The sequence below is a fragment of the Streptomyces sp. NPDC039480 genome (assembly GCF_055597165.1).
Window position 1 is genome coordinate 24,843 of sequence record NZ_JBVITX010000013.1, and the last position, 25,790, is coordinate 50,632.

A 25,790-nucleotide genomic window follows, 5' to 3' on the forward strand; every position below is an offset into this window, starting at 1 on the left:
CCGCTCAGTGGTTCACGGTGGCGGTCCGCTGCTTGCGGGCCGCCATCCACGCGTAGACGAGCACACCGACGAAGAGGAACAGCACGCCCTGGTAGACGGCCGCGTAACCGGACCCGGCGACCAGCCACATGGAGAACGCGAACGCGACGCCCGCGAGGACGCCGTCCCGGACCAGCCGGCCGCGGTGGACGCGCTCGCGCTGCCCGGAGACCAGGAAGTAGATCTGCGCGGCCGTGGCGAGGAGATAGGGCACGGTCGCCGTGAACGTGGTGATCAGGACGAGGGACTCGAAGACGCCGCCGGAGCCCGCCGTGTAGTTGTAGACGGTCAGCAGCGAGGCGAGGACGACGGTGACGAGGACGCCGACGGTCGGCACGCCGCGCTTCTTCTTCCCGAACGCGCTCGGGAAGAGCCCGTCCTGGGCGGCCGCGTACGGCGTCTGCGCGCTGAGCAGCGTCCAGCCGTTGAGGGCGCCGACCATCGAGATCAGCGCGGCGAAGGCGACCGCGGTGCCGCCCCAGGAGCCGCCGAACATCACGTCGACGGCGTCCGAGAACGGCGCGGTGGAGGAGACCAGCTTGTCGTGCGCGACCGTCCCGAAGACGGCGAGGGTGCCGAGCAGATAGACGAGGGCGGCGCCGAGGGTGCCGAGGATGGTGGCGCGGCCGACGTTGCGCCGCGGGTCGCGGACCTCGCCGGCGCTGACAGCGGCCGACTCGACGCCCAGGTAGGAGAAGAGCAGGATCGCGGCGGCCGCGGAGACGGCGCCAAGCGGGCTGTCGTCGCTCGCCTGGAACGCCCCGAGGTTCGCGCTGTCGAAGAAGAAGAGACCGCCGACCGCGACGAGCAGCAGCGGCAGGAACTTCAGGACGGTGGCGACCAGCTGGACGGCCCCGACGTACCGCGTGCCGGCGAAGTTCGCGAGGGCGGGCAGGAGTTGCAGGACGAGCGCGGCCAGGCAGGCGGTCCACTTGTGGTCGTTGACGGGGATCAGGACGTCCAGGTACCCCACGGCGGCGACGGCGAGGGCCGCGTTGCTCACCCAGGTGGTGATCCAGTACGACCAGGCGGCCAGGAAGCCCGCGAAGTCGCCGAAGGCCGCGCGGGCGTAGACGTACGGGCCGCCGGTGCGCGGGTCCCGCTCGGCGAGCCGGCCGAAGACGAGGGCCAGGGCGATGGCCCCGGCGGTCAGCACGGCGAAGGCGACCAGGCTGATGGTGCCGAACGGGGCGACGGAGGCCGGGAGCAGGAAGATGCCGCCGCCGATGATGTTCCCCATGACGAGGCAGGTGGCGATCGGAAGCCCGAAGCGGCGGGCGTGCTTGCTCGGCGCCTGCGCCGGTTCTCCCTGGTCGGGGCCCGGATCCGACGGTGCAACGGTTCCGGTGTCGTGCATGGGGTGGTGCGCCTCTCGTCGTGCCCGGCGCCCGGGATCGCCGGGCGCAAGACATGGTCGGGCACCGCGGACGCCGATCCAAATCAGTGTGTTTTATCCGGCGCGGCGTGGTCGGGGGCCGCAAAAGCTGTGTCGTCCGGGGTGTCGAACAAGGAATCGTTCACGTCGACGGCCACGGGTATCTGGGGGCCCTGGGCCTCCCCCAGCCAGCGCCGCAGCACGTGGTGGACCTGCTCGGCCCCGGCCGGCTCGGCGCCGTCCGGCACCGGCTCGGAGAGCACGAGCGGCGACAGCAGGAAGGGCCGGGACTGCGCCCCGCCGAGCCCGCCGTGCGAGCCGATCTGCTCCTCGAAGGCGAGCACTTCGCCCTCCTCCGGGTCGTACCAGGAGTTGACCATGATGTCGGCGGTGTGCGGGAAGCCGTCGGTGCGCCGTACGGCCTCCGCGGCGCCGGGACCGAAGTCGACGAGCGGCCCGAGATCGGCGGGGTCCTCGTCCAGATACACCTCGGCGCCACGTGCCCCGAGCACGACCGGGCCCCGCTCCTCGCTCCGTACGAGCAGGAAGCCGACGCCCGGGTGATTGGCGAGGGTGGGGAGGAGCGCCGGATGGCGGCGGTCGATCTCCTCGCGGGACATGCGGTGCCGCACGTCGGGGAACGAGACGAGCCCGAGGTTGCCGGAGGCGAGCACGATCGGCTCGGCACGGCGGGCCGGGCGGCGCTCCTCGGCCCCCTCCTCGACGGGCCTGCGCAGCGCGGCCCGCACGGCCGAACGGGCCTCGGCGCCGCTGTGCGTGCGCTGCGCCTTGCGCGGCACGGGCAGCCCGCAGCCGGCCCTGACCAGGTCGGCGAGGGTGAGGCCGTAGCGGGCGCGGAACGTCTCGCCGGGGCTCTGTCCGTGGTCGGAGAGCACCACGATCCGGTAGGCGCGCGGCGCGTGGTCCGCGACCTGGTCGAGCAGCGCGAGCGACCGGTCCAGCCGCCGCAGGACCTTCTCGACGTCCTTGCCCGAAGGGCCGGAGTGGTGCGCCACTTCGTCGTACGCGACGAGGTCGGCGTAGACCGCGCTGCGCCCGGCGAGCATGTCGCCGATGACGGCGGCGACCACGACGTCGCGCTCGACGACGGTCGCGAAGGCGCGGATGAACGGGTAGAGACCGCCGCGGGAGACCCGCGGGCGGGTCTTCCTGATGCGGGCGCGGGTGGACTCGCCGATCTCCCGGAAGACCTCGGCGACGAAGGAGAGGGCGGTGCGGACGGCGTTGGCGGGGTCGGAGAAGTACGCGAAGTATCCGGCCCGCGACCGGTTGCCCTTGCCCCGGCGGGCCGCCACGGACAGGACGAGGGCGAGCTGCTCGGCGCCGCCGCTGAACAGGTTGCCGCGGCTCGCTCCGTCGACGGTGAGGAGCCCGCCGTCGCCGGTGCGGGCGATGGCGCGCCGCTGCAGTTCGACGGCGGAGGCGGGCCGGTTGCTCACCATGACCTCGCCGGTGTCCTTCTCGTACCACCGGAACGCGGGCACGTCGTGGTTGGAGCCGTGCAGGATGCCGAGCTGACTGGCGCCGGTCTGGCTGGACCAGTCGGTACGCCAGGGGGTGAGCCGGTGCGTGGCGGCGCCGCCTGTCCCGGTGCCTCCTAGCCAGCGGGCGACCGTGGGCATGAGCCCCTTGGCGACGGCGGCCGTGAGGACGTCGTGGCCGACGCCGTCGAGCTGGATGAAGACGGTGCCGGGTCCCACGGGCCCCGGGCTCCCGTCGCTCCCGCGCCTGCGACGCCGGTCGGCGAGCCGGTACAGCCTGCGCCGATAGGCGTCGTCGTCCCGCACGGCGAGGGCGCCGCCGGTGGCCGAGGCGACGGCGGACATCACCGCGGCGACGACGACGGCGGTCTCCGCGCCCGCCTCACCGCGGTCCTCAGGGATGAGGCTCAGGGCGAGCAGGAGCAGCGAACCATTGAGGAAGAACGCGAGCAGCCCGAGCACGAGCGCGGGCACGAGCAGCAGGGCGCGGACCAGCAGGGGCCACACCAGCGCGGACAGCAGACCGAAGGCGCCGGCGCCGAGGGCGGCGGTGACCGCGATACGGGTGGCGCTGTCGCCGTCGGCGGACTGGAGCTTGAAGTCCGGCAGGATGCCGGCCAGCACGAGCATCGTCAGCGTGCTGACGGCCCACACGGCGACCACACGCCACAGAGCGCTGCCGACCCGCCGCCATCGCCCTCGCCCCACGCCCAGCCCTTCCACCAACCCCGGATTTCAGCCACCAGCGTGTCACAACCCGCCGCACCGCGACGGAGCACGGCGGTGGGGGCTCTGGTGGGGGGTGGGGTTCAGCGGCCGTCGTAGCCTGCTGTGGGCATGGAGAGTCTGCGGTGCACGCTCGCCTTCATCTGGGAGTCGTACGCCGGCTCGGCGAGGCCCGCCGTCTCGATGCGGACGCCCCGGCGCCCGCACTCCGCGGTGAACTCGTCCGCGGATCTCAGCGCCAGCTCCAGGACCCTGCGGCTCGGCACGACGAAGAGGTCCACGAGGCCGGCCTCGATGTCGCCCCACAGCATGTCGTGGTCGGCGCGCAGTCCTCGTACGACGAGTTCGCGGGTGATCACGTATCCCCGCGCGGCGGCCCATCGCGCGCACATCGCGTGCTGGCTGCGGGAGTCGACCAGGAAGGGGTCCGCCTCCAGCTCCTCCAGAGGCGTCAGGCTGGCGATCGCCGCGACGCGCACGGCGGCGGTGCGGCCCACGGCATCGTCCACGGCGTCCCCCTGGCCTTCGGTCTCAGCCGCTGACCCTACTCCTGGCCGTAGGCTCAGAGACAGTCGCACGAAGGAGGAACCGGGTGCCCGTCGAGGTCACATGGTGGGGTCACGCCACTTGCACGGTCGAGGACTCGGGCATCCGCGTACTGACCGATCCGCTCTTCGCCCGCCGTCTGGCGCATCTGCGGCGCCGCAGGGGCGCACTTCCGCCGCCGCGCGCCGCGGTCGCCGACGTCGTGCTCCTTTCGCATCTGCACGCCGACCATCTGCATGTACCGTCGCTCGCCCGGCTCGTGCCCGGCACCCGTGCGCTGGTACCGCGCGGGACGGCGCGGTCGGTTCCGGGTCTTGCGCGCAGGCTGCCGAACCTGCGCTTCACCGAGGTCGTGCCGGGCGACGAGGTCCCGGTCGGCGATCTCGTCGTACGGGTGGTCTCCGCGCTGCACGACGGGCGGCGGCTGCCCGTCGGCCCGCACCGGTCGCCCGCACTCGGCTATGTGGTGGAGGGTGAGGCGCGCACGTACTTCGCCGGGGACACGGGGTTGTTCGACGGGATGGCCGAGGAGGTGGGCCCGGTCGACGTGGCGCTGCTGCCGGTCGGCGGGTGGGGGCCTTATCTCGGCCATGGTCATCTCGACGCGGCCCGGGCGGCGGAAGCTCTCGCCCGGATCGCGCCGCGCAGCGCGGTTCCGGTGCACTACGGAACGTACTGGCCGATAGGCATGGACGCCGTCCGCCCGCACGAGTTCCACACGCCGGGCCACGAGTTCGTACGGCAGGCGGCCCGGCTCGCCCCCGAGGTGGCCGTGCACCGGCTCGCGCACGGGGAGAGCGTGCAGCCGGAGGTGTCCAGGTGATGCTCGCCGCGGTGGTCCAGGTGACGCCGGAGAGTACGCAGCAGGCGGTCGGCTATCCGTCGCTGTTCCTCCTCGTGGTGATCGGCGCGCTGGTCCCGGTGGTGCCGACGGGCGCGCTGGTCAGTTCGGCGGCGGTGGTGGCGTTCCATCAGACGGCGCCGTTCGCGCTGCTGGTGGTGTTCGGTGTCGCGGCGCTCGCGGCGTTTCTCGGGGACATGGCCCTGTACTGGCTCGGGCGGCGCGGGATGCGGTCGAAGAACGGGTCGCGCTGGCTGGCGGCGATCCGTGACCGGGCGCCGGAGGAGCGGCTCGCGCAGGCGCAGGCCAAGCTGGCGGACCACGGGGTGATGGTCCTCGTACTGTCGCGGCTCGTGCCCGCGGGCCGTATCCCGGTGATGCTGGCGTGCCTGATGGCGAAGATGCCGCTGCGTCAGTTCGCCCGCGGGGACGTGCCGGCGTGCCTCGCGTGGGCGGTGACGTACCAGCTGATCGGCATCCTGGGCGGGTCCCTCTTCAAGAAGCCGTGGGAGGGCGTGGCGGTGGCGGTGGCGCTGACGGTACTGATCAGTGTGGCGCCGTCCCTGTGGCGCAAGGTGCGCCGCGCCGCCGCCTAGGCCGCTGCCCCTGCCTGGGCTCCCCGCCTAGGCCGTCGTCCTGGCGAGGACCCGTGACGCGCCCACCGGCAGGTCCCACAGGTCCTCGCGCGGCCGCCCCGTCCTCGCCCAGGCCTCGCGGACCCGGGTGAGCGGTTCGAGGACCGGCTCGGTGGAGAGCAGGAAGGTGCCCCAGTGCATGGGGGCCATGCGGCGCGCCCCCAGGTCGGTCGCCGCGCGCACCGCCTCCTCCGGGTCGCAGTGGACGTCGCGCAGCCACCAGCGCGGGTCGTACGCGCCGATCGGCAGGAGGGCGAGGTCGATGCCGGGGTAGCGGGCGCCGATCCGCTCGAACCAGTGGCCGTAGCCGGTGTCGCCCGCGAAGTAGACCCGCCGGCCGCGCGCGTCCGTGAGTATCCAGCCGCCCCACAGCGTGCGGCAGGTGTCGAGGAGGCTCCGCTTGGACCAGTGGTGCGCCGGCACGAAGTCCAGGCGCACCCCGCCGAGTTCGGCGCCCTCCCACCAGTCGAGCTCGGTGACGTCGACGAAGCGGCGGCGGGTGAACCAGCGGGCGAGGCCCGCGGGCACGAAGACGGGGGTGTCCCTGGGGAGCCTCTTCAGGGTGGGCCAGTCGAGGTGGTCGTAGTGGTTGTGGCTGATGACGACCGCGTCGACGCGCGGCAGCGCGCTCCAGGCGACACCGACGGGTGTGACGCGGGCCGGAGTACCGAGGATCTTCCTCGACCAGACGGGGTCGGTGAGGACGGTGAGACCACCGATGCGGATGATCCAACTGGCGTGCCCGGCCCAGGTGACGGCGACGGTACGCGCGTCGACGTCCGGCAACGGCCCGGGTTCGAAGGGCAGCCGCGGAACATCGACGAGCCCTTCGGGCCGCGGCCGCAACGCACTCTCCCGCGCAAACCGAGCCAGCCCCCGCAGCCCGGGCAACGGAGCGGTCAGCCGATCGGCAAACGACGCCGGCCACACGCGGGGTCCGCGGGGCGGACGCGGCGGGGTGGGGGTGTCGGGGGTCAGGCCGGTGGCGGGCGCTGGGCCCGTCGCGGACGCCAGGCCGACGTCGGACGTCACGCCGGCCCCAGGCGTCACGCCGGCGTCAGGCGTTCGGGCGGCACCCGGGCGCAGCGGCGCTGTCCGGTGCCGGGGGCCGCCGTCGTGCTGTTGGGTCTGTTGGGTCATCGAGGCGGCTCCGTTCGGCGGGCTGTTGTGCGGAGGTCTTCGAAGGGGGATGCGAAGGTGCTGAGTGCTCTTTTCACATGGGGCAGGTCCAGGGGGTCGGCGGCGGTGAGGGATGTCAGGCGTTCCTCGGGGGTGGAGCCGAGGAGGGGGGCCGTGGACAGGCGTACGCGCAGGGCGTCCATGTCGTCGCCGAAGCGGTGGCCGCCCGGCGCGGGCATGCCGAGCCGTTCGGTGAGGAAGTCCTCCAGGTCCTGTGCGTCGCCGACGCCCCGCGCGGCGAGCGCGGACCGCAGGGGGGCCAGGTCGGCGTAGAGGTGGCGGCCCGCCTGCGGGGGGCGGGTGAGGATGCCGGCGGCGAGGAGGGCGCGCCGCGCGGCGGCGGCCACGCGCGCGTGCAGCCGGACGGTGGCGGTGAGCCGTTCGGTGATCTCGTCCGGTTCGCCGAGTGCGTACGAGGCTGCGGCCGCCGCCGGGGCGGCGAGGGTCGCGCCGAGCGCGGTGAGGACGTCCAGGGTGCGGGCGCGCAGGTCGGCGCCTTCGGTGGTGGCGGGGAAGCGGGCGACGGCGGCGGGCAGCGCCGGGGGCAGGAACGCGCCGGCGAGGTCGCAGAGGACGGTGACCCGCTCGTGGTCCATCTCGGCGGGCCCGATCAGGACGGTGTCGTGCGGCTGGTGCAGGGTGTCGCGCCAGGTCTCGTCACTGACGAGGTGCAGGCCTTCGCCGACGGCCGCCTCGACGGTCTCGTGGAGCGTTTCCGGTGGCGGCACGGTGGCGGTCGGGTCGTCGGCGACGGAGAGCACGAGGAGCCGGGGTGTGCCGCCCTCGGCGCGGACCCGGCGGACGGTCTCCAGGAGGGCGTACGGGTCGGGGATGCCGCCGCATTCGGCGGGTGTGGGCACGTGGTAGACGCCGCGGCCGAGCAGCCGCGCCTGGGGCGCCCACCAGGCGGAGCAGGGTCGGGGCAGCAGGACGTCGCCGCCGAGGGCCGCGGTGAGGGCGAGCAGGAGGGGCGGGGCGCCGGGGGCGGCGACGGTCCGGTCGCGCTCAACGGGCAGGCCGCGCCGGGTCCAGTAGCCGCACGCGGCGTCGAGGAGCACGGGACCGCCGCCCGCGGGCTCGCACGGGGAGCGGCCCGCTGCCGCGGCGGCGGCCGCCGCCAGCTCGGGCAGCACCGGGAGGCCAGGCTCCGGCGGGTGCGGCCCGTACCGGACGGGTCCGCGGCCCTCCGTGTCCGTCCGCCGCATCCGTACCTCCGTGCACTCGCGTACCTCTGTCCTGGTCATGCCCCGTCGCGGGGGTGTGAATCCAGCACGTGCCGGCGCATCGCCGGGGGCGTCACCGGGACAGCGCCGGGGCTTCGCCGTACATGTCCATCACAGCGCGGCGCCCCCTCCCCCGCCCGCCCTGGCCTCCGCCCGGGTGAGCGTCCCGGGGCACACGCGGAAGGCCCGAACCGGTCGTCCGCCCGGTTCGGGCCCATGTCTCGCTCGGCTGTCGCCGTCTCCCGCCGCCGCGCTCAGCGGGCCAGGGAGACCAGTTCGCGTTCCAGGCCGCGGCCCTTCGTCTCGACCAGCGCGGCCGCGACGTCCGCCAGCTTCCTGTTGGTCGTCTGGGATATCCGCCGCAGCACCCCGAAGGCGGCGTCCGCGTCACACTCCAGGACGTGCATGACGATGCCGGACGCCTGGTCCACGACGGGCCGGGTCCGCATGGCCGTGCCCAGCTGGTCCAGTTCGGTCAGCGCGGCGCGGTAGTGCCGGTCGCGCACGAAGCTGGTCGTGGCGAGGTCGCCGAGCGCCTGGGCGGGCCCGTGGCCGGGGTCGTCGAGCGCTCCGGGGCGGAAGCTGAAGAGGCTCAGGGTGACCGTGAGCCCGCCGCGCCGGAAGGGCAGGGTGACGCTGGAGCGTACGCCGGAGTCGAGGGCCATCGCGCGGTACTCGGGCCATCGCTCGTCCCGCAGCAGATCGTCGGCGCCGACCGGCGCGCCCCACTCCTCGGCGGCGGGAATGGGCCCGTCGCCCGAGTGCAGCTGCACCGAGACGAGCCCGGCGAGGTCGGGGTGGGTGACGGCGGTGGGGTGCTCGTCGCCGCCGTCGGAGACCGTCGTGCTCGCACCGCAGCAGGCGGGGGTGCACCGCACGGCCTGTTCGGCGAGTTCGGAGAGCCTGCGGCCGGGTAAGGACGACTCGGGTCGAAGCAGGTCCGGGTCGGGCATGGGCGCCATGACGTGTTCCTCCTCTTCTCTGTCGGCTTCCCTCCACGGCCCCCGGGAAACTGCCGCAACGGATAGGTTCGACGCATGTCGCAAATGGAGGAGTTCGGTGAAGAGCTCGCGGATTTTGTGCGCCGCATAGCGGAGTTGAAGTCCGCCCGGTCGGTTCCCGCGGACGACCTCAGCACCGTGCTCGACGCGGCGATCTTCGAACTCGATCACGTGGCCGACCAGTTGTGGCCCACGTACCAGCGGCTCGCCGTCAACGGACGGTGGGACGACGCCACCTCCGACCGGGACGAGCAGCGGCTGCTGCGCTCCCTGTTCCAGCGGCTGCCGCTGCCGGTCGCGCTGGTCGACCGGGAGACCGTGGTCCGCCGCATGAACTTCGCCGCGACGGGCCTCACCGGGGTCCGCGCGGGCTACGCGACGGGCCGGCCGCTGACCGGCTTCCTGATGCACGCCGACCGGGTCGCCTTCCGCTCGCAGACCGCGGCGGTCGCCCGCGGCGAGGGCGACCGCAGTCTGAACGTCCACCTCCAGCAGAGCCCCGGCACGCCGGTCCGCGCGACCCTCACGGCGCTGCGTCCCGGCGCCGAGCCGCGGCTGGCGGTCCTCGTCGTGCTGCAGCCCGCGGCCGACCGCGCGCGGCAGGGGCCGAGCGCGCCGGGCCCGGCCCCCGACCTCGGCGAGGCGACGCGGCACGCGGCGCAGCTCGACCTCATGGACGCCATGACGTCGGCGCTGCTGTCGGCGCCCGCCGGGGACCGCGCGGCCGTCCTGGAACGGGCGGCGGCGGTCCTGCACGGGCGGTTCGCCGACTGGGTGATCGCCGACGAGGGTGCGGCGCGGCTGCGGCGCACGACGGTGCTGGGTCCGCAGGACGGTCCGGTCGCCGACGTACTGGCGCAGGACCCCACCGCGTCCCCCCTCGTCCTGGAGGCGGCACGCGGCGGGGCTGCGTCGCTGCAGGTGCGCCCGGAGGACCCGGACGCCTTCGGCAGGGACGCGTCCGGCGCGCACGTGCTGATCCGCGCGGAGGTCACGTCCCTGCTCTGTGTGCCGCTGGCCGCCCGTCCGCAGGGCCCGGTGGAGGGTGTCCTCACGCTGTTCCGCAGCGGGGCGCGGCTGGCCTTCTCGCTGGCCGAGGCGCGGGCGGTCGACGTGATGTCTCGGCACATGGCGCTCGCCATGCGGCGTGGCACCGCCGACCGCTGAGGTGTCAGGCGGCGTCCCGCATGACCTGGTCACGGAGCCGGTCGCAGCAGCGGCTGATCAGCCGTGAGACGTGCATCTGCGAGATGCCCATCTCGTCCGCGATGCGGCTCTGTGTCATGTCGCCGAAGAAGCGCATGTAGAGGATCTCCCGCTCGCGCTCGGGCAGCTCGGCGATGCGCGGCTTGACGGCCTCGCGGTCGACGACGACGTCGAGCGCGGGGTCGGGGCCGCCGAGCGCGTCGCTCAGTGAGTAGCCGTCCTCGCTGCCGGGCAGTTCGGCGTCGAGGGAGAGCGCGGTGAAGCTGTCGAGCGCCTCGAGACCGGCCTTCGCCTCCTCCTCGCTCATCTGCGCGTGCTCGGCGATCTCGGCGATGGTGGGGGCGCGGCCGGAGACCTGGGAGAGGTCCTGGCGGGCGAACCGTACGCGGTTGCGCAGATCCTGGACTCGGCGCGGCACGTGCAGGGTCCACATGTGGTCGCGGAAGTGCCGCTTGATTTCACCGGTGACGGTCGGTACCGCGTAGCTCTCGAATGCGGTGCCGCGCTGCGGGTCGTAGCGGTCGACGGCTTTCACGAGGCCGAGGGCGGCGACCTGCCGCAGGTCGTCGAGGGCCTCGCCGCGGTTGCGGAACCGGGCGGCGAGCCGTTGGGCCATGGGCAGCCAGGCCCGGACGAGCTCCTGGCGCAGGGCGTCCCGCTCGGGGCCGGGTTCCATCTCGACGAGGCGGGCGAAGCCCTCCGCCGTGTCCGGGGCATCGTCGTGCGGATGCCGCTTGGTCCTGGTGGCTACTGCGGTGCTGGCGTGGGATCGCATGGTGCGTCGCAACTCCCTCGTGGGGTGCCTTGGGGTGGACGGTCACCGTGGGAGCGCGTGCGTGTCGGAGCACTGCGGGGCACACCCGGGGGCGAGCGACGCGGTCGCTCCCACGGACGTGCCTCCGGTCCGAAGCACTTCCTTCCGCCTGCCCCGAGCTTTCGGCAGCAAACACCCCGAGGTTTCTCGCGGGTTCGACCGGACACCCGGACGGCACTGCCGATTCCCGATCCGCCCGGAGGGCTCCGTCATGAGCGTCAAGGTCGCCGACCACATTCTGGAGAGGCTGCGCGCCTGGGGCGTGGAGCAGGTCTTCGGCTATCCGGGGGACGGCATCAACGGTCTGCTCGCCGCGTGGGGCAGGGCCGAGGACCGGCCGCGCTTCGTGCAGGCGCGGCACGAGGAGATGGCCGCTCTCCAGGCCGTCGGGTACGCCAAGTTCGGCAGGCGGCTCGGCGTGTGCGTGGCGACGTCGGGCCCCGGGGCGGTCCACCTCCTCAACGGTCTCTACGACGCGAAGCTCGACCATGTGCCGGTCCTCGCCCTCGTCGGGCAGACGGACCGCAGCGCGATGGGCGGCTCGTACCAGCAGGAGGTCGACCTGCACACGCTGTTCAAGGACGTGGCGGGCGACTTCGTCGAGACGGTGACGGTGCCCGAGCAGCTGCCGAACGTCATCGACCGGGCGATCCGTACCGCGTACGCGCGGCGCTGCCCGACGGCCGTCATCGTCCCCGGTGACGTGCAGGAGCTGGAGTACTCCCCTCCCTCGCACGCGTTCAAGATGGTCCCCTCCAGCCTGGACCGCAGCAGCTGGACGGCGATGCCCTCGCCGACCGCCCTGGAGCGCGCCGCGGAGGTCCTCAACTCCGGCGACAAGGCGGCGATCCTCATCGGCCAGGGAGCGGCGGGTGCGCGTGCCGAGGTCGAGGAGATCGCCGAGGTGCTCGGCGCGGGCGTGGCGAAGGCGCTGCTCGGCAAGGACGCGCTGAGCGACGAGCTTCCGTACGTCACCGGTTCCATCGGCCTGCTCGGCACCCGTCCGAGCTACGAGCTGATGCGTGACTGCGACACGCTCCTGACGATCGGTTCGAGCTTCCCCTACTCGCAGTACCTGCCGGAGTTCGGCTCCGCGCGGGGCGTGCAGATCGACATCGATCCGCACATGGTCGGGATGCGTTATCCGTACGAGGTGAATCTCGTCGGCGACGCGCGGGCGACGCTGCGCGAGCTGATCCCGCTCATCGACAAGGACCGCCGCGGGGTCTGCCGCGAGTGGTACGACGAGATCTGCGCGAACGTGACGCGCTGGAAGGGTGTGCTGGAGCGCAGGGCGGCGCTCTCCGCCGACCCGGTCAATCCGGAGCACGTGGCGCGCGCCCTCGACCCACTGCTGCCGGACAACGCGATCATCACCGCCGACTCGGGCTCGGTGGCGAACTGGTTCGCGCGCCACCTCACGCTCCGCGGCGACATGCGGGCCTCGCTGTCGGGCACGCTGGCCACGATGGGGTGCGGTGTGCCGTACGCGATCGGGGCGAAGTTCGCGCATCCCGACCGGCCCGTGGTGGCCCTGGTGGGGGACGGCGCGATGCAGATGAACGGCATGGCGGAGCTGGTCACCGCCGCCAAGTACCGGCACCGCTGGGACGATCCGCGGCTGGTCGTCGGCGTGTGGAACAACCAGGACCTGAACCAGGTGACGTGGGAGATGCGGTCGATGGAGGGCGCCCCGTCCTTCCTGCCGTCGCAGTCCCTGCCCGATGTGCCGTACGCCGACTTCGCCCGCTCGATCGGGCTGACCGGCATCCGGGTGGAGCGCCCCGAGGACGTCGAGGACGCCTGGCGCGCGGGTCTCGCGGCGAACGGCCCCGCGGTCCTCGAGTTCCGCACCGACCCCGCGGTGCCGCCGATCCCGCCGCACGCGACGTGGGACCAGCTGGAGGCCACGGTGTCCTCCATGCTCAAAGGTGACGCGGACCGGGGTTCGATGATCAAGCAGGGCCTCAAGGCGAAGATGCAGGAGTGGGGCCGGCACTAGGGCCTCGCGGGGTGCCGCGCGCGACAGTGCCGCCCGGCCGTTTCGACGGGCCCGGCGGCACTGTGCTGCTCCGCGTCACGCGGTGCGGCGCCCTACGACATCGTCCGGGTTCTTCGCGGGCGGCAGCAGCATCTCCTCGTACCGGCCGAGTGCCAGGACCACGCCCAGCATCACGAGCGGGATGAATACAGCGAGTACCGCCATGACCTTGCCCTCCCAGTCGGTGTGGGGGGTGTCGCGGGCCGGGTCTCCCCGGCCCGGCGGCGCAAACCTCCCGGAAAGGGCATGGCCGCGGGGCTCGGGGGTACTGCGGCGAGGGCACACGACGAACGTACGAAGGACATATGCAGGAAGGGCCCAGCCATGGCCGATTACGTGAGGGACGTCATGACGCCGGGCGTCGTGGCCGTCCGCCCCGACGCTTCTCTCGTGGAAGCGGCGCAGCTGATGCGCGCCCAGAACATCGGCGACGTCCTGGTCGCCGTGGACGGTCAGGTTCTCGGTGTGCTCACCGACCGGGACATCGCGCTGCGTGCCGTGGCGGACGGCGCCGATCCGCTGACGGTCAGCGCGCAGGCCGTCTGCACGCCCAATCCGGTGGTGGTGGGCCCCGACGACGCGGTGTCGGCCGCGGTCGGTCTGATGCGCGACCACGCGGTGCGGCGGCTGCCCGTCGTCGAGGACGGGCGGCCGGTGGGGATGGTGAGCCTCGGCGACCTCGCGCCGGGCCTCGCATAGCCCCGCCACGCACTGCCCGGGCCGCCGCGCACTGCCCGGGCCGCCGCGCGTGCCGTGTCGCTGCGCCGCCCTGGGACCAAAGGCCCGTAGAAAGGGCAAAAGGGTGTACATATAACCCTCCCGGTGAGGCACCCGTACAGATGAGCCGCCTGCGCGGAGCATCAGCCGCGCAGGAGCCGTAAGAACCGCAAGAACCGCAAGAAGTGGGAAGGACACTCCGCCATGCCGCAGCGCATCGCATTTCTCGTGGCGCCCGAGGGCGTAGAGCAGATCGAACTCACCGACCCGTGGCAGGCCGTCGAGGACGCGGGCGGCGAGCCCGTCCTGGTGTCGACGCAGTCCGGCGAGGTGCAGGGCTTCAACCACCTCGACAAGGCGGACACGTTCCCCGTCCAGGAGGTCGTGGGCGAGACGCGGGCCGACGCGTTCGGCGGGCTCGTGCTGCCCGGCGGGGTCGCCAACCCGGACTTCCTGCGGATGGACGAGAAGGCCGTCGCGTTCGTGCGGAACTTCTTCGAGCAGGGCCGGCCGGTGGCGGCCATCTGCCACGCCCCGTGGACCCTCGTCGAGGCGGACGTGGTGCGCGACCGGACGCTGACCTCCTGGCCGAGCCTCAAGACCGACATCCGCAACGCGGGCGGCACCTGGGTCGACGAGCAGGTCAAGGTCTGCACGGGCGGCCCCAACACGCTCGTCACCAGCCGCAAGCCGGACGACCTCAAGGCGTTCTGCGAGACGTTCGTCGCGGAGTTCGCCAAGGCGGCCAAGGCAGCCGAGGGAAAGTAGCCCGGAAGGGCCGCGTTCAGGTGGCGCAGGGCGCGGTGGCCAGGTGCAGGGACGCCGGGTCACCGTGCGCGCCGTCGGCGGTGTGCACGTGTTCCCCGGCCCACCAGTCGGCGTCACCGTCCTCGATGTAGCGCAGCAGGATCCCCTCGCGCAGCGCCCACGGGCAGACCGTCACCGTCTCGATCCCGGTCAGCTTCATGGCCGTGTGGGCGACGACCGCGCCGGCCACGCACTGTCCGGCGCGCGCCGCCGAGATGCCCGGCAGCTGGGCGCGCCGTTCGGCGGGCAGCCTGGCCAGTTCCCGGACCGCCTTGCCCAGGTCGGCGCGGCCCAACTGCCGCTCCGTGAACGGGCCGTAGCGGCCGGGAGCCGCCCCGCACAACCGGGCGAGCTGCTGGAACGTGCGTGAGGTGGCGACGGCGGTGTGCGGCATCTCCCAGCGGATCCGCGCGGCCACGTCGCGCAGCTGGTGGCGCACCTGGCGCCGTACCGCCTTGAGGTCCTCCTCGCGGGGCGGGTCCTGGCCGTCGAAGAGCTCCCGCGTCAGCCGTCTCGCCCCCAGCGGGAGCGAGGCCGCGTAGTCCGGCAGGCGGCTGCGCCCGAAGGCCACCTCCAGGGAGCCGCCGCCGATGTCGAAGAGCACCAGCGGCCCCGCGCGCCAGCCCATCCACCGCCGGGCGGCGAGGAACGTCAGCTCCGCCTCGGCCTCACCGGACAGCGTGCGCAGCCGCACCCCGGTCCCCGCAGCCACCGCCTCAAGGACCTCCGCGCGGTTCGGGGCGTCGCGCACGATCGACGTGACGAAGGCGAAGGGCTCGGCCACGCCCCATCGCCGCGCCTCGTCCTGTACGTCCCGCACCGCGGCGACCAGTTGCCTGACCGGCTCCTCGCCGAGCCGCCCGTCCTGGTCCAGGTGCTCTCCCAGGCGCAGCCGTCTCTTCACCGTGTGGACCGGCAACGGCACCTGCCCGTCGGCGTCAGCGACGACCAGCCGCACCGTGTTCGATCCCACATCCACCACACCGACTCTCATGAACACCAGATTCCCTCTGCGGCCAGGGGGTCACACCCTGCGGCCCATGAGGTTGAGCAGCTTCGTCTGCGCGTCGGCGTCGTGCGGCGGCTCCACGGCGGGGGCGAAGAGGCCGCTCTTCTCCAACTCGTCGGCGTACGGGGCGACTTCCCGTACCGCGAAGTCGACGAGCTCGTCGGGCAGTTGCTCGTCGGCGCCGATCGCGCGGGACAGGTCCCAGGCGTGCACCACGAGGTCGACGGTCATCTGCCCGCAGTAGAAGGTGGCGGAGGCCTCACCGGAGGAGAGGTGGACGATGCGGTTCAGGGCACCCGGTTCGCGGAAGGCGGCCCGCGAGGCGGCGGCCGCGGTGTCCCAGGAGGCGATCTGGTCCGGGCCGAGCATGTCCCCCTCGAAGAGGTCGCCGACGGACTCCATGGTGGCCCCGTCGCGGACCAGTGGCGGCACCCACAGCTGTTCGGCCGTGAGGTGGTTCACCAGGTCGTGCACGGTCCAGTCGGTGCAGGGGGTGGGGGCGTCCCACTGGTCGGCGCGGACGGCGTGCACGCGGTCGGTGAAGAGGTCGAGTGCCGCGCCGTGCCGGTCCAGCAGGGGCGGGTCCGCCTTGCTCGTGGAACGGTCCGTCATGAGTCTGTCGCTCCCCTCTCCCGCGCGCCTTCGCGGGTCCGTCCGCCCGCCACGGAGCGGTCCGGGTGGCGGCGCAGATACTCGCCCTCCAGCTGGGCCATGCGTTCGTTGTGGGCCCGCAGGGCGTCGCTCGAACCGTGCAGCAGGGTGGTGTGGCGGGTGCGGTGGATCGTCTCCAGCTCCTTGATGAGCTGCTGGTCGTCCAGCCGGCTCGGCTCGACTCCGTTCATGGCGCGCTCCCATCGCTGTGGTCGTCTCGCTCCCTGCCTCCCGGGTACCCGCTGGGCCCGTACTACCCAGGATGCACCGCACACGGTTCGCGCGCGCTCCGCAGCCGTGGCCGGTCCGCCGGACAGGCCCTAGCGCACCCGGTCGACCCGCCGCTCGTCCCACACCGGCTCCGGTGTCTCGCGGACCCGGCCGTCGCTGCCGAAGACGAGATAGCGGTCGAAGGAGCGGGCGAACCAGCGGTCGTGGGTGACGGCGAGGACCGTCCCCTGGAACGCCTCGAGGCCCTCCTGCAGCGCCTCGGCGGACTCCAGGTCGAGGTTGTCCGTGGGCTCGTCGAGGAGCAGCGCCGTGCAGCCCTGCAGTTCGAGCAGCAGGATCTGGAAGCGGGCCTGCTGGCCGCCGGAGAGCCGCTCGAACTTCTGCTCCGCCTGGCCCGTCAGCTCGTACCGCCGCAGCCGGGACATCGCGGCGCCGCGGTCCTGCGCGTGCTCGCGCCACAGGATGTCGAGGAGCGTGCGGCCAAGCAGCTCGGGGTGGGCGTGGGTCTGCGCGAAGTGCCCTGGCACGACGCGCGCGCCGAGCTTCCAGGATCCGGTGTGCGCGACGGGGTTGTCGGTGTCGCCCGCGAGCAGCCGCAGGAAGTGCGACTTGCCCGAGCCGTTCGAGCCGAGGACCGCGACCCGCTCGCCGTAGAAGACCTCCAGGTCGAAGGGGTGCATCAGGCCGGTGAGCTCCAAGCCCTCGCAGGTCACCGCCCGGACGCCGGTCCGCCCGCCGTGCAGCCGCATGGTGATGTCCTGCTCGCGCGGCGGCTCGGGCGGCGGGCCCGCCTCCTCGAACTTGCGGAGCCTGGTCTGCGCCGCGTGGTAGCGCGAGGCCATCTCGTGGCTGACGTCGGCGGCCTGGCGCAGGGTGCGCACCAGCTTCTTCAGCTGCTCGTGCTTCTCGTCCCAGCGGCGGCGCAGCTCCTCGAAGCGCGCGAAGCGCTCCTTGCGGGCCTCGTGGAACGTCTCGAAGCCGCCGCCGTGCACCCACGCGTCGGCGCCCCCGGGGCTCTGCTCGACGCTGACGATCTTCTCGGCGGCGCGGGCGAGCAGCTCCCGGTCGTGGGAGACGAACAGGACGGTCTTGCGGGTCTCCTTGAGCTGCCCCTCCAGCCAGCGCTTGCCCGGTACGTCGAGGTAGTTGTCCGGCTCGTCGAGGAGCAGCACCTCGTCGGTGCCGCGCAGCAGGGCCTCCAGAACGAGGCGCTTCTGCTCACCGCCGGAGAGCGTGCGGACCTCGCGGAACTGGGCCTTGTCATAAGGGACGCCGAGCGCGGCGGTGGTGCAGATGTCCCACAGGGTCTCCGCTTCGTACCCCTGCACCTCCGCCCAGTCGGAGAGCGCCTGGGCGTACGCCATCTGGGCGGCCTCGTCGTCGACCGTCATGATCGCGTGCTCGGCGGCGTCGACGGCCTTCGCGGCCTCGCGGATCCGCGGCTGGGCGACGGAGACGAGCAGGTCGCGCACGGTGGTCTCGTCGCGCACGGAGCCGACGAACTGCGGCATCACGCCGAGCCCGCCGCTCACGGTGACGCTGCCGCCGTGCGGCTGGAGCTCGCCGGAGATCAGCCGGAGCAGTGTCGTCTTGCCCGCGCCGTTCGCCCCGACGAGGGCGACGACGGCGCCCTCGCCGACCCGGAAGGAGACATCACCGAGCAGCGCCCGCCCGTCCGGCAAGTAGTACTCGAGGTGTGCGGCTTCCAGATGTCCCATGAGCGGGATTGTCCGTGGCCGACGGGTGCCCGGGCAAACCGATTCCCGCCCGGTCCGCTTCACCCGTCCGGCCTGAAGGGCCGCGTGCAGGGTACGCGTGCGGCATGTGCGCTGACTCCCCGGACGTCTCCGGCATCGACCTGTCCCGCCCCGCCGCCGGGCACCATCCGTTCAAGGCCCGCATGGTCGCCCTCGACAGCCGGCTGTTCGAGGCGGTCGCCGCGCGGCACTGGCCCGGCGCCGACCCGCTGCTGCCCCGGCTGAGCCGGAGCGCCAACCACGGCGTGCTGTGGTTCGCGACGGCCGCGGGGATCGCCGCGACGCGCACCCCGCGGGCCCGGCGCGCCGCCCTGCGCGGTGTGGCCTCCCTGGCGCTGGCCTCCGCGACGATCAACACGCTGGGCAAGCGCTCGGTGCGCAGGCCCCGGCCGCTGCTCGACCCGGTGCCGCTGATCCGGCAGCTCAAGCGGCAGCCGATCACCACGTCGTTCCCCTCCGGCCACTCGGCGTCCGCCGCGGCGTTCGCCACGGGTGTGGCGCTGGAGTCGCGGGCGTGGGGTGCGGCCGTCGCGCCGCTCGCGGCGGCCGTCGCGGTCTCCCGCGTGTACACCGGGGCACACTTTCCGAGCGATGTCCTGGTGGGCGGGGCGCTGGGCGCGGGCGCGGCGTTCGCGGTGCGCGGTCTGGTGCCGACGCGGGCGCAGCTGGCGCCGCCCGGCCGCCCCCGGGTGACGGCTCCCGCGCTGCCGGGCGGCGCGGGGCTCGTCCTGGTGGCCAACGCGGGGGCGGGCACCCCGCAGCGCGTGAAGACGCTGCGTGACGCGCTGCCGGAGGCGGAGGTCGTCGTCGCCGAGCCCGCCGACATCGGCGCCGAGCTGGAGAAGGCCGCGGCCCGCGCCCAGGTCCTCGGCGTGTGCGGCGGCGACGGCACGGTCAACGCCGCGGCCCGGGTCGCGCTGCACCACGGCCTGCCGCTCGCGGTGCTGCCCGGCGGCACGCTCAACCACTTCGCGTACGACCTCGGGGTCGAGGACGTCCGCGATCTGGCCTGCGCGGTGGAGGCGGGCGACGCGGTCGCCGTGGACGTCGGCCGCTTCACCTCGGAGAACGGGTCCGGGGAGCAGGAAGAGGGCTACTTCCTCAACACGTTCAGCCTGGGTGTGTACCCGGAGCTGGTGCGGCAGCGCGAGCACTGGGCGCACCGCATCGGCGGCCATCCCGCCTCGGTGCTCGCGGCGCTGAAGGTGCTGCGCTCCGACGAACGACCGCTGGTCGCGAAGTTCCGGGGCAAGGAGCGGGCGATGTGGATGCTCTTCGCGGGCAACTGCACCTACCACCGGCCCGGCCTCACTCCGGGCCGCAGGCTCGACCTGGCGGACGGGCTGCTCGACGTGCGCGTCGTGCACGGCGGCCGCAGGCCGGGCGCGAGGCTCCTCGCCGCGGCGCTGACGGGCCCCGACGTGCGCTCCCCCGCGCAGACGGCCGCACGGCTGCCCCGGCTGCGGGTGGACGGCCTCGCGGCGGGCACGGTCGTGGCGTACGACGGTGAAGTGACGCGCGTCCATGGCTCGTTGACGGTCGACAAGCTGCCCGAGGCGCTGACCGTCTACCGGCCGCTTCCGGCGGCCCGCTGACCGTCCGCCAACGGAACGCATGGACCACATACTGATACGCAGATCTCACTATTCGGCATGGCGGCGTACGGTGCCTCGTACAGTCGCACCCGAAGGAGTTCCGCCATGCCGGAGGAGACCGCCGTCTACACGCACGGGCACCACGAGTCCGTGCTGCGCTCGCACACCTGGCGCACCGCCGCCAACTCGGCCGCCTATCTGGTCGGTTCGCTGAAGCCCGACATGACGGTCCTGGACATCGGCTGCGGCCCCGGGACCATCACCGCCGACCTCGCCGCGCTGGTCCCCGACGGCCGCGTCACCGGCGTGGACCGGGCCCCCGGCATCCTGGACACGGCGCGCGCCACCGCGGCCGAACGCGGCCTGCACAACGTCGAGTTCGCCGTCGCCGACGTGCACGACCTCGACCACCCCGACGACACGTTCGACGTCGTCCACGCCCATCAGGTGCTCCAGCACGTGGGCGACCCGGTCCGGGCGCTGCGCGAGATGCGCCGCGTCTGCAGGCCGGGCGGCATCGTGGCAGCCCGCGACGCGGACTACTCGGCGATGACCTGGTATCCGGAGCTGCCCGCCATGGACGACTGGCTGGACCTGTACCTGCGGGTGGCCCGGGCCAACGGCGGCGAGCCCGACGCGGGGCGCCGGCTCAGGTCCTGGGCCCTGGAAGCGGGCTTCGCGGAGGCCGGCATCACCGCGACCGCCGCCACCTGGTGCTACAGCTCCGCGGAGGAGCGGGCCTGGTGGAGCGGTCTGTGGGCGGACCGCACGCTCGCCTCCGCGTACGCCGAGCGCGCGGTGGCGGGCGGCCACGCGGACGCGGAGGGGCTGCGTGCCGTGTCCGCGGCGTGGCGGGAGTGGGGCGGGCGGCAGGACGCGTGGTTCGCGGTGCTGCACGGGGAGGTGCTCTGCCGGAAGTGAGCCGCCGGGCACTTCGCCGGGGCGGCTCACTCCCTGGGGAGCAGGGGGCCCAGCGGCCCGAGGTCCAGGTTCAGGTCCTCGGGCCGCAGCCCGTACCGGTTCCGCAGTTCGGCCATCCGGTCCTCCAGGAGCATCAGCGTCAGGCCGATCCTTTCCTCCTGGTCCTCGGACAGCTCACCGGTGTCGAAGCGGCGCACCGCCTGCCGCTCCATCAGCTGACGGAGGAGTTCGACGACGGTCAGGACCAGTTTCACCAGGTCCCGCTCCACGGTGTCGGGGTCGAGGTCCATGCGCTTGCGGTGTTCGTCGTGGCGCTCCGGTTCCATGGTTCACTCCCTGTCCGGCCACGGCGACGGCACTTGTTCGTTCACCGAGCTGATCAACGCGTTGAGGTCGATGCGTACGAGATCGACGTCCGCGATCCGCAGGGTGATGTCGCCCTTGATGACGACGCCGCCCGCGAGCAGCCGGTCGAGCAGGTCGACCAGGGCGATCTCGCGGCGTTCGACGACGGTCATTCGGCACGGTCCTTCTCTTCGTCGGCGCGTTCGTCGCCGGTGAAGGAGTACGCGGCCCACGGCCCCGTCAGCTCCACCCGCAGCCGGCTCGTCCCCTCGTCCTCGTCCTTCGTGCGGTCCACGAGCTCGACGAACTCCTCGGAGTCCTCCCGGCTCACCAGATACGCCGCGTTGAGCACGTTGCGACCCGGCGTGCGGGACAGCTCCGCGTTCTGCGGCGCGTGCAGCCGGGAGTCCTCGGCACGCCGCGACAGCGTCTCGTGCAGCCGCCGGGCGAAGGCCTCGGCCCGCTGCCAGCCCTCCTCCTGCGCCGTGCGCTGACTGCGCCGCCGGCGCAGATAGTCGCGCCCGCTGGTCGGCCCGGTCTGCCGGGCCGGTGCGGCGTCCTGCGGCGCCGCGGACTCCTCGCTCTGCAGGAGGTGGACCTTCACGCCCCACTCGACGCGTCCGTCGATCCGTCCGAGGACACGGTGGAAGCGCTCCGCGCCGTCCGCCAGCATGGCGCGTACGCCGCTGTCGTCACGGAAGACGGTCGCGAGGCGCAGCGGCAGCGGTGAGGTGACGGAGGTGAGCGCGTCGATCACCCGCTGGTGCGCGCGTGCCGTGTCGGAGAGCCAGTCCAGGTCCTCCAGGTGGGAGCGCAGCGCGTCCTCGGCGAAGTCCCGCTCCGGCACCGGGCCGACCAGGGCGACGAGGCCCTCGTGCTCCAGGCGGCGGGGCGGAACGCCGCCGACCCCGGTGAGGTCGGCGGCGAGCGGTGCGGTGAAGGGGCGGCAGACCGCGTAGACGTACCGCAGGTCGTCGTGGCGCGGACCGTCGCCGTGCGGATCATTCACGGCGTTCATGTGTCTCCTTCTCGGCCGGCTCCAGGGACATCCGCTCCTCCAGTTCCGCGAGACGCTGCCGCAACTCGGCGTTCTCCCGCGAGAGTTCCGTGCGGCGCGCCCCCTGGGAGAGCGCCGGGTCGCCCTCCCACCAGTCGATGCCCATCTCCTTGGCCTTGTCCACGGAGGCGACGATGAGGCGGAGCTTGATGGTGAGCAGTTCGATGTCGAGCAGGTTGATCTTGATGTCGCCGGCGATGACGATGCCCTTGTCCAGGACGCGTTCGAGGATGTCGGCGAGGTTGGCACCGCCGCCGCCTCCGCCGTAGGGGCCGGGCAGTCCGCCGCCAGAGGAGGTCGTCATCGACGGGCCCGTCCGCCGCCGGCCGACTCGGCGTACTCGCGCTGCTTCTCCTCGTCGGCGTCGGCCTCGTCCTCGGGCTCTTCGTCGTACTCGTCCTCGGGCTCATCCTCCGGCTCGGGCTCGGCCTCGTCCTCTTCGTCGGACTCGTGCTCGCCCTGGAGCTCCTCGTCCTCAGCCTCTTCGGGCTCGTCCTCGTACTCCTCGGCCGGTTCGTCCCCCCGCTCGTCCTCTTCCTCGTCCTCCTCGTCGTACTCGGACTCCGGCTCGTCCTGCGCTTCGTCCTGCGCCTCGTGCTCGTCCTCGTGCTCGTCCTGCGCCTCGTGCTCGTCCTCCTCCTCGGCCACGGCGTCCTCGTGGCTGCGGACGACCTCGCCGTCGCGGATCTCGCCGCGCCAGCCGTCGCTCGCCTCGCCGCGCAGCGAGATGTGCCGGGCGAAGTGCTTGAGGTCCAGGCGGGCCCTGCGGCCCTGGGCGCGCCAGATGTTTCCGGTCTTCTCGAAGAGGCCCTTCGGGTAGTACTCGATGACCAGCAGCACCCGGGTGAGGTTCTCGGCGAGCGCGTGGAAGGTGACGACGCCCTTCGCCGTCCCCTTGCCGCCCTCCGACGTCCAGGTGATGCGCTGGTCCGGCACCTGCTCGGTGGTGTGCGCCTTCAGACTGCGGGTGGACCAGAAGACCTTGAGCTTCCAGTCGGTGTCCGTGTCGCTCGCCACGGTGGCGTCCTTGACGCCCTTGGTGAACGTGGCGAACTCCTGGTACTGGGTCCACTGGTCGTACGCCTCGCGGAGCGGCACGCCCACGTCGACGTACTCCATGATGACTGTCGGCTTCTGGCCCGCGCCGCCCTTCTTGCGTTTGCCGCCGCCGATGTTCTGGACAGCGCCCTTCACGGAGTCCTTCAGGTGGCTGCCGCCGAGTTCCAGCGCGCTGCGCACCGGGCCCTTGCCCTCAGCGACCTTCTTGCCCGCCTGGGCCGCCAGCTTGCCGAAGCCGGGGCTCTTGCCCTCCGCTATGTCGTTCAGCTTGACGGTCGCGTCGCCGAGCCGGTGGCCCACGCCGACGAGCATGCGCTCGACCTGGGCCATCATGTAGGCCTGCGCCTCTTCCTTCAGGCGGTCGGCGGCCGGGCTGCGGGTGATGTTGCTCAAAGGTGACTCAGCCATGGTCGCTGCCTCCCTTCGTCCTGCCGCCGCCGCTGCGGGCCGACGACGCCGACGACGCAGCCCTGCGGGCGGTGCCGCGCGCCGCCGCGGTGGACTTCTTCTGAGCGGTCTTACGGGCTGTCTTCTGCGGGCTCTTCTTAGCCGGGGTCTTCTTCGCGGCGGCCTTCGTCGCGGACTTGGCGTCCGGCTTCTCGTCCGACTTCTCGTCCGGCTTCCGGGCGGTCCGGTTCGACGGCGCCTTCTTGCGCTGTGCCGACCGCTCGGGCTCCGCGTCCTCGTCCTGATCCCGGTCCTCGTCCCGATCCCGGTCGCGGTCTTCGGCGTCCTCGTCCTGGTCGGCGTCGTCCGCCTGGCCCGGCACCACGCCGGAGATGCGGTCCTGGACGCCGAGGGTGCGGTCGTGCAGCCGGTCGGCGAGACCCTCGAGCTGCCGGTTGAGGAGCGATCCCGTGGCCGCCTTGCCCACGCCCCGCACGTCCTGGCGCAGCTGGTCGCCGATCTCCTTGAACTGCGGGTTGTTCTGCAGCTGCTGGTTGACGAACGCGCCCAGCGCCTTGGGGCTCAGGTTGAGCCGCTTGCCGGCCACCATCGTGCCGACGGCGAACGCGAACTTCGCCTTCTTCGTGCGACCGAGGACGTATCCCGCGCCCACGGCGAGGCCCACTGCCATTCGGTTCATTGTCTGAAGTCCTGTCCTGTGCTGTGCTGCAGTCGGTCGAGGAGCTCGTCCTCGCGCCGCTCGAACTCGGCCTCGTCGATCTCTCCCGCCTCCAGGAGCTCCTCGAGGCGGGAGAGTTCACGACGGATCGCCGAGGGGTCGTAGTACTGCCGCTCCGCCTCGTCGACCACCTGCCTGAGCACCCAGAGGGAGCCGCGGGCCGGTGCGAGAGGCAGCATGAGCAGTTCACCGATCAGGCCCATGCCGTCACTCTCACTCCGCGGGCTTGGCGGGCCCCGGGTCGACGAAGCTGTACGGGGGCAGCGGACCGTGCACGCGCAGGTCCAGGTGGGGCTGCGTGGCCCGCAGCTCCTCGACGGCCGAGAGGAAGCCCTCGGCGGACTTGCGGTTCACCAGGAACGAGACGTTCGCCAGCCAGCCGCTGCTCTCGGGGCCGTCGGCGATCGCCTCAGCGGCCGGTTCCAGCGCGCGCCGCACCTCGACGGCGTCGCTCTGCTCACGGGCCCGCACGTTCGAGGTCACCATCTCGCCGAGCTGCAGCTTCTGCTCGTGGGTGCCGCCGCCCTGGCGCTGGTTGGCCTCGACCATCGCGCGCAGCTCCGGGTTCTCGGCGAGGACCTGGTGCAGGACGGCCTGTTCGTGGTGGGAGGCCTTCACGTTGTACTCGACCTTGCCGTCGAGGGTGCGCAGCCGCTCCAGGTAGTGGTCGGCCCGTTCGCCGAGCACGGAGGTGACCGTCTCGTCGTCCGGGGCCAGACTGCCGAAGCGCATCGGCAGCACGGAGCCCGCGGCGCCGGCCTCCGACAGGACGTTCTGGTGCGCGAGGAGGTCGCGCCGCTTGGGCTTGAGGTCCTCGGGGGCGTCGCTCACGATGGCGGCGAGCTCACCGCTCTTCAGGATGCGCACGGGGCAGGCCGGCCGGCCGATGCCCTCCATGCCCTCGGGCAGCGCCGGGTGGGAGCTGCTGGCTATGCCGTAGACGTAGGTGGTCACTCCTGCTCCTCCTTCCGGCGGGACGTGGTGGAACGGCGCTTCGGCCGGTCCTCGGTCTGGCGCTGGCCTTCCTCACGGGACTGCTTGAAGGCATCCGATATGGTCTCGGCCGCTCCGGAGAGCGCTCCCTTGGACTTGCCCTTGGCGCCGGACTCGGTGATCTCGCCCACGAGGTCGGGCAGGCCGGGGTCCTTCTTCTTTCCGGTCTCCAGGTCGAGGCGGTTGCACGCCTCGGCGAACCGGAGATACGTGTCGACGCTCGCGACGACGACACGGACATCGATCTTCAGGATCTCGATACCGACGAGCGAAACGCGTACGAAGGCGTCGATGACGAGTCCTCGGTCGAGGATGAGTTCCACGACGTCGTACAGGCCACTGGTGCCGCCTCCGCCGCCGGACTGTTGTGCCGGGACTACGGTCATGCCGACTG

The 25,790-nt window shown here is 72.8% G+C and carries 29 protein-coding genes; 8 read left to right on the forward strand and 21 right to left on the reverse strand.

Features of this window, described 5'->3' with window-relative positions:
• Window positions 1-4 precede the first annotated feature (4 nt).
• From ACZ56E_RS33210 to ACZ56E_RS33220, 3 genes are all read right to left on the reverse strand, one after another.
• Window positions 5-1,396, reverse strand: coding sequence for an amino acid permease (locus ACZ56E_RS33210; protein WP_471219902.1), 1,392 nt, complete (start codon window positions 1,394-1,396; stop codon window positions 5-7).
• Between the two features lie 83 nt (window positions 1,397-1,479).
• Window positions 1,480-3,546, reverse strand: a complete 2,067-nt coding sequence (locus ACZ56E_RS33215) for an alkaline phosphatase family protein (RefSeq protein ID WP_471220271.1) — start codon at window positions 3,544-3,546, stop codon at window positions 1,480-1,482.
• 179 nt (window positions 3,547-3,725) lie between these two features.
• Window positions 3,726-4,151 carry a hypothetical protein gene (locus ACZ56E_RS33220; protein ID WP_471219904.1) on the reverse strand — a complete coding sequence of 142 codons (426 nt, stop codon included), beginning with the start codon at window positions 4,149-4,151 and terminating at the stop codon, window positions 3,726-3,728.
• A gap of 83 nt (window positions 4,152-4,234) precedes the next feature.
• Between ACZ56E_RS33220 and ACZ56E_RS33225 the strand changes: the two genes are divergently transcribed.
• Window positions 4,235-5,011, forward strand: coding sequence for an MBL fold metallo-hydrolase (locus ACZ56E_RS33225; RefSeq protein WP_471219906.1), 777 nt, complete (start codon window positions 4,235-4,237; stop codon window positions 5,009-5,011).
• Window positions 5,011-5,625, forward strand: a complete 615-nt coding sequence (locus tag ACZ56E_RS33230; protein ID WP_471219909.1) for a DedA family protein — start codon at window positions 5,011-5,013, stop codon at window positions 5,623-5,625. Before ACZ56E_RS33225 ends, ACZ56E_RS33230 begins: the two co-directional genes overlap by 1 nt.
• A 27-nt stretch (window positions 5,626-5,652) precedes the next feature.
• Here ACZ56E_RS33230 and ACZ56E_RS33235 read toward each other — a convergent pair whose 3' ends face one another.
• The 3 genes from ACZ56E_RS33235 to ACZ56E_RS33245 form a co-directional block, all read right to left on the reverse strand.
• Window positions 5,653-6,804, reverse strand: coding sequence for an MBL fold metallo-hydrolase (locus tag ACZ56E_RS33235; RefSeq protein WP_471219911.1), 1,152 nt, complete (start codon window positions 6,802-6,804; stop codon window positions 5,653-5,655).
• The gene (locus ACZ56E_RS33240; protein ID WP_471220273.1) at window positions 6,801-8,048 is read right to left on the reverse strand and encodes an aminotransferase class I/II-fold pyridoxal phosphate-dependent enzyme; all 1,248 of its coding nucleotides are present in this window, start codon (window positions 8,046-8,048) and stop codon (window positions 6,801-6,803) included. The genes ACZ56E_RS33235 and ACZ56E_RS33240 overlap by 4 nt, the downstream gene beginning before the upstream one ends.
• Window positions 8,049-8,320: 272 nt before the next feature.
• On the reverse strand, window positions 8,321-9,028 hold the full coding sequence (locus ACZ56E_RS33245) for an ANTAR domain-containing response regulator (RefSeq protein WP_471219913.1): 708 nt from the start codon (window positions 9,026-9,028) through the stop codon (window positions 8,321-8,323).
• A gap of 75 nt (window positions 9,029-9,103) precedes the next feature.
• On the opposite strand from ACZ56E_RS33245, the gene ACZ56E_RS33250 reads away from it, so the two are divergent.
• Window positions 9,104-10,234: a PAS domain-containing protein gene (locus tag ACZ56E_RS33250; RefSeq protein ID WP_471219915.1), complete on the forward strand. Its 1,131-nt coding sequence runs from the start codon at window positions 9,104-9,106 to the stop codon at window positions 10,232-10,234.
• Between the two features lie 4 nt (window positions 10,235-10,238).
• Here ACZ56E_RS33250 and ACZ56E_RS33255 read toward each other — a convergent pair whose 3' ends face one another.
• Window positions 10,239-11,048: an RNA polymerase sigma factor SigF gene (locus ACZ56E_RS33255; RefSeq protein WP_468603378.1), complete on the reverse strand. Its 810-nt coding sequence runs from the start codon at window positions 11,046-11,048 to the stop codon at window positions 10,239-10,241.
• Between the two features lie 250 nt (window positions 11,049-11,298).
• Between ACZ56E_RS33255 and ACZ56E_RS33260 the strand changes: the two genes are divergently transcribed.
• Window positions 11,299-13,089 carry a thiamine pyrophosphate-requiring protein gene (locus ACZ56E_RS33260; protein ID WP_471219917.1) on the forward strand — a complete coding sequence of 597 codons (1,791 nt, stop codon included), beginning with the start codon at window positions 11,299-11,301 and terminating at the stop codon, window positions 13,087-13,089.
• A 75-nt stretch (window positions 13,090-13,164) separates the two neighbouring features.
• Here ACZ56E_RS33260 and ACZ56E_RS33265 read toward each other — a convergent pair whose 3' ends face one another.
• The gene (locus ACZ56E_RS33265) at window positions 13,165-13,293 is read right to left on the reverse strand and encodes a hypothetical protein (protein WP_471219919.1); all 129 of its coding nucleotides are present in this window, start codon (window positions 13,291-13,293) and stop codon (window positions 13,165-13,167) included.
• A 159-nt stretch (window positions 13,294-13,452) separates the two neighbouring features.
• Here ACZ56E_RS33265 and ACZ56E_RS33270 point away from each other — a divergent pair, with 159 nt between their 5' ends.
• Both ACZ56E_RS33270 and ACZ56E_RS33275 read left to right on the forward strand, forming a co-directional pair.
• Entirely contained in the window at window positions 13,453-13,827 is a 375-nt protein-coding gene (locus ACZ56E_RS33270; RefSeq protein ID WP_468603374.1) for a CBS domain-containing protein, read from the forward strand.
• 222 nt (window positions 13,828-14,049) lie between these two features.
• A complete protein-coding gene (locus ACZ56E_RS33275; protein ID WP_471219922.1) occupies window positions 14,050-14,613 on the forward strand; it encodes a type 1 glutamine amidotransferase domain-containing protein in 564 nt (187 codons plus the stop codon).
• A 16-nt stretch (window positions 14,614-14,629) separates the two neighbouring features.
• Here the strand turns inward: ACZ56E_RS33275 and ACZ56E_RS33280 are convergent, their stop codons facing one another.
• The 4 genes from ACZ56E_RS33280 to ACZ56E_RS33295 all read right to left on the reverse strand — a co-directional run bounded on the left by ACZ56E_RS33280 (window position 14,630) and on the right by ACZ56E_RS33295 (window position 18,261).
• Window positions 14,630-15,646 carry a Ppx/GppA family phosphatase gene (locus ACZ56E_RS33280; RefSeq protein WP_471219924.1) on the reverse strand — a complete coding sequence of 339 codons (1,017 nt, stop codon included), beginning with the start codon at window positions 15,644-15,646 and terminating at the stop codon, window positions 14,630-14,632.
• 30 nt (window positions 15,647-15,676) lie between these two features.
• Window positions 15,677-16,273 (reverse strand): TIGR03086 family metal-binding protein, encoded by a 597-nt coding sequence (locus ACZ56E_RS33285; protein ID WP_471219926.1) that lies wholly within the window; start codon window positions 16,271-16,273, stop codon window positions 15,677-15,679.
• Window positions 16,270-16,503, reverse strand: a complete 234-nt coding sequence (locus ACZ56E_RS33290) for a DUF6158 family protein (protein ID WP_468603366.1) — start codon at window positions 16,501-16,503, stop codon at window positions 16,270-16,272. The genes ACZ56E_RS33285 and ACZ56E_RS33290 overlap by 4 nt, the downstream gene beginning before the upstream one ends.
• 129 nt (window positions 16,504-16,632) lie before the next feature.
• A complete protein-coding gene (locus ACZ56E_RS33295; RefSeq protein ID WP_468603364.1) occupies window positions 16,633-18,261 on the reverse strand; it encodes an ABC-F family ATP-binding cassette domain-containing protein in 1,629 nt (542 codons plus the stop codon).
• Between the two features lie 104 nt (window positions 18,262-18,365).
• On the opposite strand from ACZ56E_RS33295, the gene ACZ56E_RS33300 reads away from it, so the two are divergent.
• Window positions 18,366-19,895, forward strand: a complete 1,530-nt coding sequence (locus ACZ56E_RS33300; RefSeq protein ID WP_468603362.1) for a phosphatase PAP2 family protein — start codon at window positions 18,366-18,368, stop codon at window positions 19,893-19,895.
• Window positions 19,896-20,000: 105 nt separating this feature from the next.
• Entirely contained in the window at window positions 20,001-20,816 is an 816-nt protein-coding gene (locus tag ACZ56E_RS33305; protein ID WP_471219931.1) for a class I SAM-dependent methyltransferase, read from the forward strand.
• A 26-nt stretch (window positions 20,817-20,842) separates the two neighbouring features.
• Here the strand turns inward: ACZ56E_RS33305 and ACZ56E_RS33310 are convergent, their stop codons facing one another.
• From ACZ56E_RS33310 to ACZ56E_RS33350, 9 genes are read right to left on the reverse strand one after another with little or no spacing between them, the layout of a single operon-like run.
• Window positions 20,843-21,142: a gas vesicle protein K gene (locus ACZ56E_RS33310; protein WP_471219934.1), complete on the reverse strand. Its 300-nt coding sequence runs from the start codon at window positions 21,140-21,142 to the stop codon at window positions 20,843-20,845.
• A 3-nt stretch (window positions 21,143-21,145) separates the two neighbouring features.
• On the reverse strand, window positions 21,146-21,334 hold the full coding sequence (locus tag ACZ56E_RS33315) for a gas vesicle protein (protein ID WP_362992974.1): 189 nt from the start codon (window positions 21,332-21,334) through the stop codon (window positions 21,146-21,148).
• Window positions 21,331-22,179 (reverse strand): GvpL/GvpF family gas vesicle protein, encoded by an 849-nt coding sequence (locus tag ACZ56E_RS33320; protein WP_471219938.1) that lies wholly within the window; start codon window positions 22,177-22,179, stop codon window positions 21,331-21,333. The genes ACZ56E_RS33315 and ACZ56E_RS33320 overlap by 4 nt, the downstream gene beginning before the upstream one ends.
• Complete coding sequence (locus ACZ56E_RS33325) at window positions 22,163-22,522, reverse strand: gas vesicle protein (protein WP_468603356.1); 360 nt, start codon at window positions 22,520-22,522, stop codon at window positions 22,163-22,165. The genes ACZ56E_RS33320 and ACZ56E_RS33325 overlap by 17 nt, the downstream gene beginning before the upstream one ends.
• Window positions 22,519-23,685, reverse strand: coding sequence for an SRPBCC family protein (locus tag ACZ56E_RS33330; protein WP_471219941.1), 1,167 nt, complete (start codon window positions 23,683-23,685; stop codon window positions 22,519-22,521). The genes ACZ56E_RS33325 and ACZ56E_RS33330 overlap by 4 nt, the downstream gene beginning before the upstream one ends.
• The gene (locus ACZ56E_RS33335; protein ID WP_471219943.1) at window positions 23,678-24,364 is read right to left on the reverse strand and encodes a DNA primase; all 687 of its coding nucleotides are present in this window, start codon (window positions 24,362-24,364) and stop codon (window positions 23,678-23,680) included. Before ACZ56E_RS33335 ends, ACZ56E_RS33330 begins: the two co-directional genes overlap by 8 nt.
• On the reverse strand, window positions 24,361-24,606 hold the full coding sequence (locus ACZ56E_RS33340; protein ID WP_471219945.1) for a gas vesicle protein GvpG: 246 nt from the start codon (window positions 24,604-24,606) through the stop codon (window positions 24,361-24,363). Before ACZ56E_RS33340 ends, ACZ56E_RS33335 begins: the two co-directional genes overlap by 4 nt.
• A gap of 10 nt (window positions 24,607-24,616) precedes the next feature.
• Window positions 24,617-25,357, reverse strand: a complete 741-nt coding sequence (locus ACZ56E_RS33345; protein ID WP_471219947.1) for a GvpL/GvpF family gas vesicle protein — start codon at window positions 25,355-25,357, stop codon at window positions 24,617-24,619.
• Entirely contained in the window at window positions 25,354-25,782 is a 429-nt protein-coding gene (locus ACZ56E_RS33350) for a gas vesicle structural protein GvpA (protein ID WP_398299654.1), read from the reverse strand. Before ACZ56E_RS33350 ends, ACZ56E_RS33345 begins: the two co-directional genes overlap by 4 nt.
• Between the last annotated feature and the right edge of the window lie 8 nt (window positions 25,783-25,790).

Coding starts and splice junctions, on each gene's coding strand:
- ACZ56E_RS33210 (WP_471219902.1), bottom strand. CDS start 1,396: ATGCACGACACCGGAACCGTTGCACCGTCGGATCCGGGCCCCGACCAG.
- ACZ56E_RS33215 (WP_471220271.1), bottom strand. CDS start 3,546: ATGCTCGTGCTGGCCGGCATCCTGCCGGACTTCAAGCTCCAGTCCGCC.
- ACZ56E_RS33230 (WP_471219909.1), top strand. CDS start 5,011: ATGCTCGCCGCGGTGGTCCAGGTGACGCCGGAGAGTACGCAGCAGGCG.
- ACZ56E_RS33235 (WP_471219911.1), bottom strand. CDS start 6,804: ATGACCCAACAGACCCAACAGCACGACGGCGGCCCCCGGCACCGGACA.
- ACZ56E_RS33240 (WP_471220273.1), bottom strand. CDS start 8,048: ATGCGGCGGACGGACACGGAGGGCCGCGGACCCGTCCGGTACGGGCCG.
- ACZ56E_RS33245 (WP_471219913.1), bottom strand. CDS start 9,028: ATGGCGCCCATGCCCGACCCGGACCTGCTTCGACCCGAGTCGTCCTTA.
- ACZ56E_RS33250 (WP_471219915.1), top strand. CDS start 9,104: ATGTCGCAAATGGAGGAGTTCGGTGAAGAGCTCGCGGATTTTGTGCGC.
- ACZ56E_RS33255 (WP_468603378.1), bottom strand. CDS start 11,048: ATGCGATCCCACGCCAGCACCGCAGTAGCCACCAGGACCAAGCGGCAT.
- ACZ56E_RS33260 (WP_471219917.1), top strand. CDS start 11,299: ATGAGCGTCAAGGTCGCCGACCACATTCTGGAGAGGCTGCGCGCCTGG.
- ACZ56E_RS33265 (WP_471219919.1), bottom strand. CDS start 13,293: ATGGCGGTACTCGCTGTATTCATCCCGCTCGTGATGCTGGGCGTGGTC.
- ACZ56E_RS33270 (WP_468603374.1), top strand. CDS start 13,453: ATGGCCGATTACGTGAGGGACGTCATGACGCCGGGCGTCGTGGCCGTC.
- ACZ56E_RS33275 (WP_471219922.1), top strand. CDS start 14,050: ATGCCGCAGCGCATCGCATTTCTCGTGGCGCCCGAGGGCGTAGAGCAG.
- ACZ56E_RS33280 (WP_471219924.1), bottom strand. CDS start 15,646: ATGAGAGTCGGTGTGGTGGATGTGGGATCGAACACGGTGCGGCTGGTC.
- ACZ56E_RS33285 (WP_471219926.1), bottom strand. CDS start 16,273: ATGACGGACCGTTCCACGAGCAAGGCGGACCCGCCCCTGCTGGACCGG.
- ACZ56E_RS33290 (WP_468603366.1), bottom strand. CDS start 16,503: ATGAACGGAGTCGAGCCGAGCCGGCTGGACGACCAGCAGCTCATCAAG.
- ACZ56E_RS33295 (WP_468603364.1), bottom strand. CDS start 18,261: ATGGGACATCTGGAAGCCGCACACCTCGAGTACTACTTGCCGGACGGG.
- ACZ56E_RS33300 (WP_468603362.1), top strand. CDS start 18,366: ATGTGCGCTGACTCCCCGGACGTCTCCGGCATCGACCTGTCCCGCCCC.
- ACZ56E_RS33305 (WP_471219931.1), top strand. CDS start 20,001: ATGCCGGAGGAGACCGCCGTCTACACGCACGGGCACCACGAGTCCGTG.
- ACZ56E_RS33310 (WP_471219934.1), bottom strand. CDS start 21,142: ATGGAACCGGAGCGCCACGACGAACACCGCAAGCGCATGGACCTCGAC.
- ACZ56E_RS33315 (WP_362992974.1), bottom strand. CDS start 21,334: ATGACCGTCGTCGAACGCCGCGAGATCGCCCTGGTCGACCTGCTCGAC.
- ACZ56E_RS33320 (WP_471219938.1), bottom strand. CDS start 22,179: ATGAACGCCGTGAATGATCCGCACGGCGACGGTCCGCGCCACGACGAC.
- ACZ56E_RS33325 (WP_468603356.1), bottom strand. CDS start 22,522: ATGACGACCTCCTCTGGCGGCGGACTGCCCGGCCCCTACGGCGGAGGC.
- ACZ56E_RS33330 (WP_471219941.1), bottom strand. CDS start 23,685: ATGGCTGAGTCACCTTTGAGCAACATCACCCGCAGCCCGGCCGCCGAC.
- ACZ56E_RS33335 (WP_471219943.1), bottom strand. CDS start 24,364: ATGAACCGAATGGCAGTGGGCCTCGCCGTGGGCGCGGGATACGTCCTC.
- ACZ56E_RS33340 (WP_471219945.1), bottom strand. CDS start 24,606: ATGGGCCTGATCGGTGAACTGCTCATGCTGCCTCTCGCACCGGCCCGC.
- ACZ56E_RS33350 (WP_398299654.1), bottom strand. CDS start 25,782: ATGACCGTAGTCCCGGCACAACAGTCCGGCGGCGGAGGCGGCACCAGT.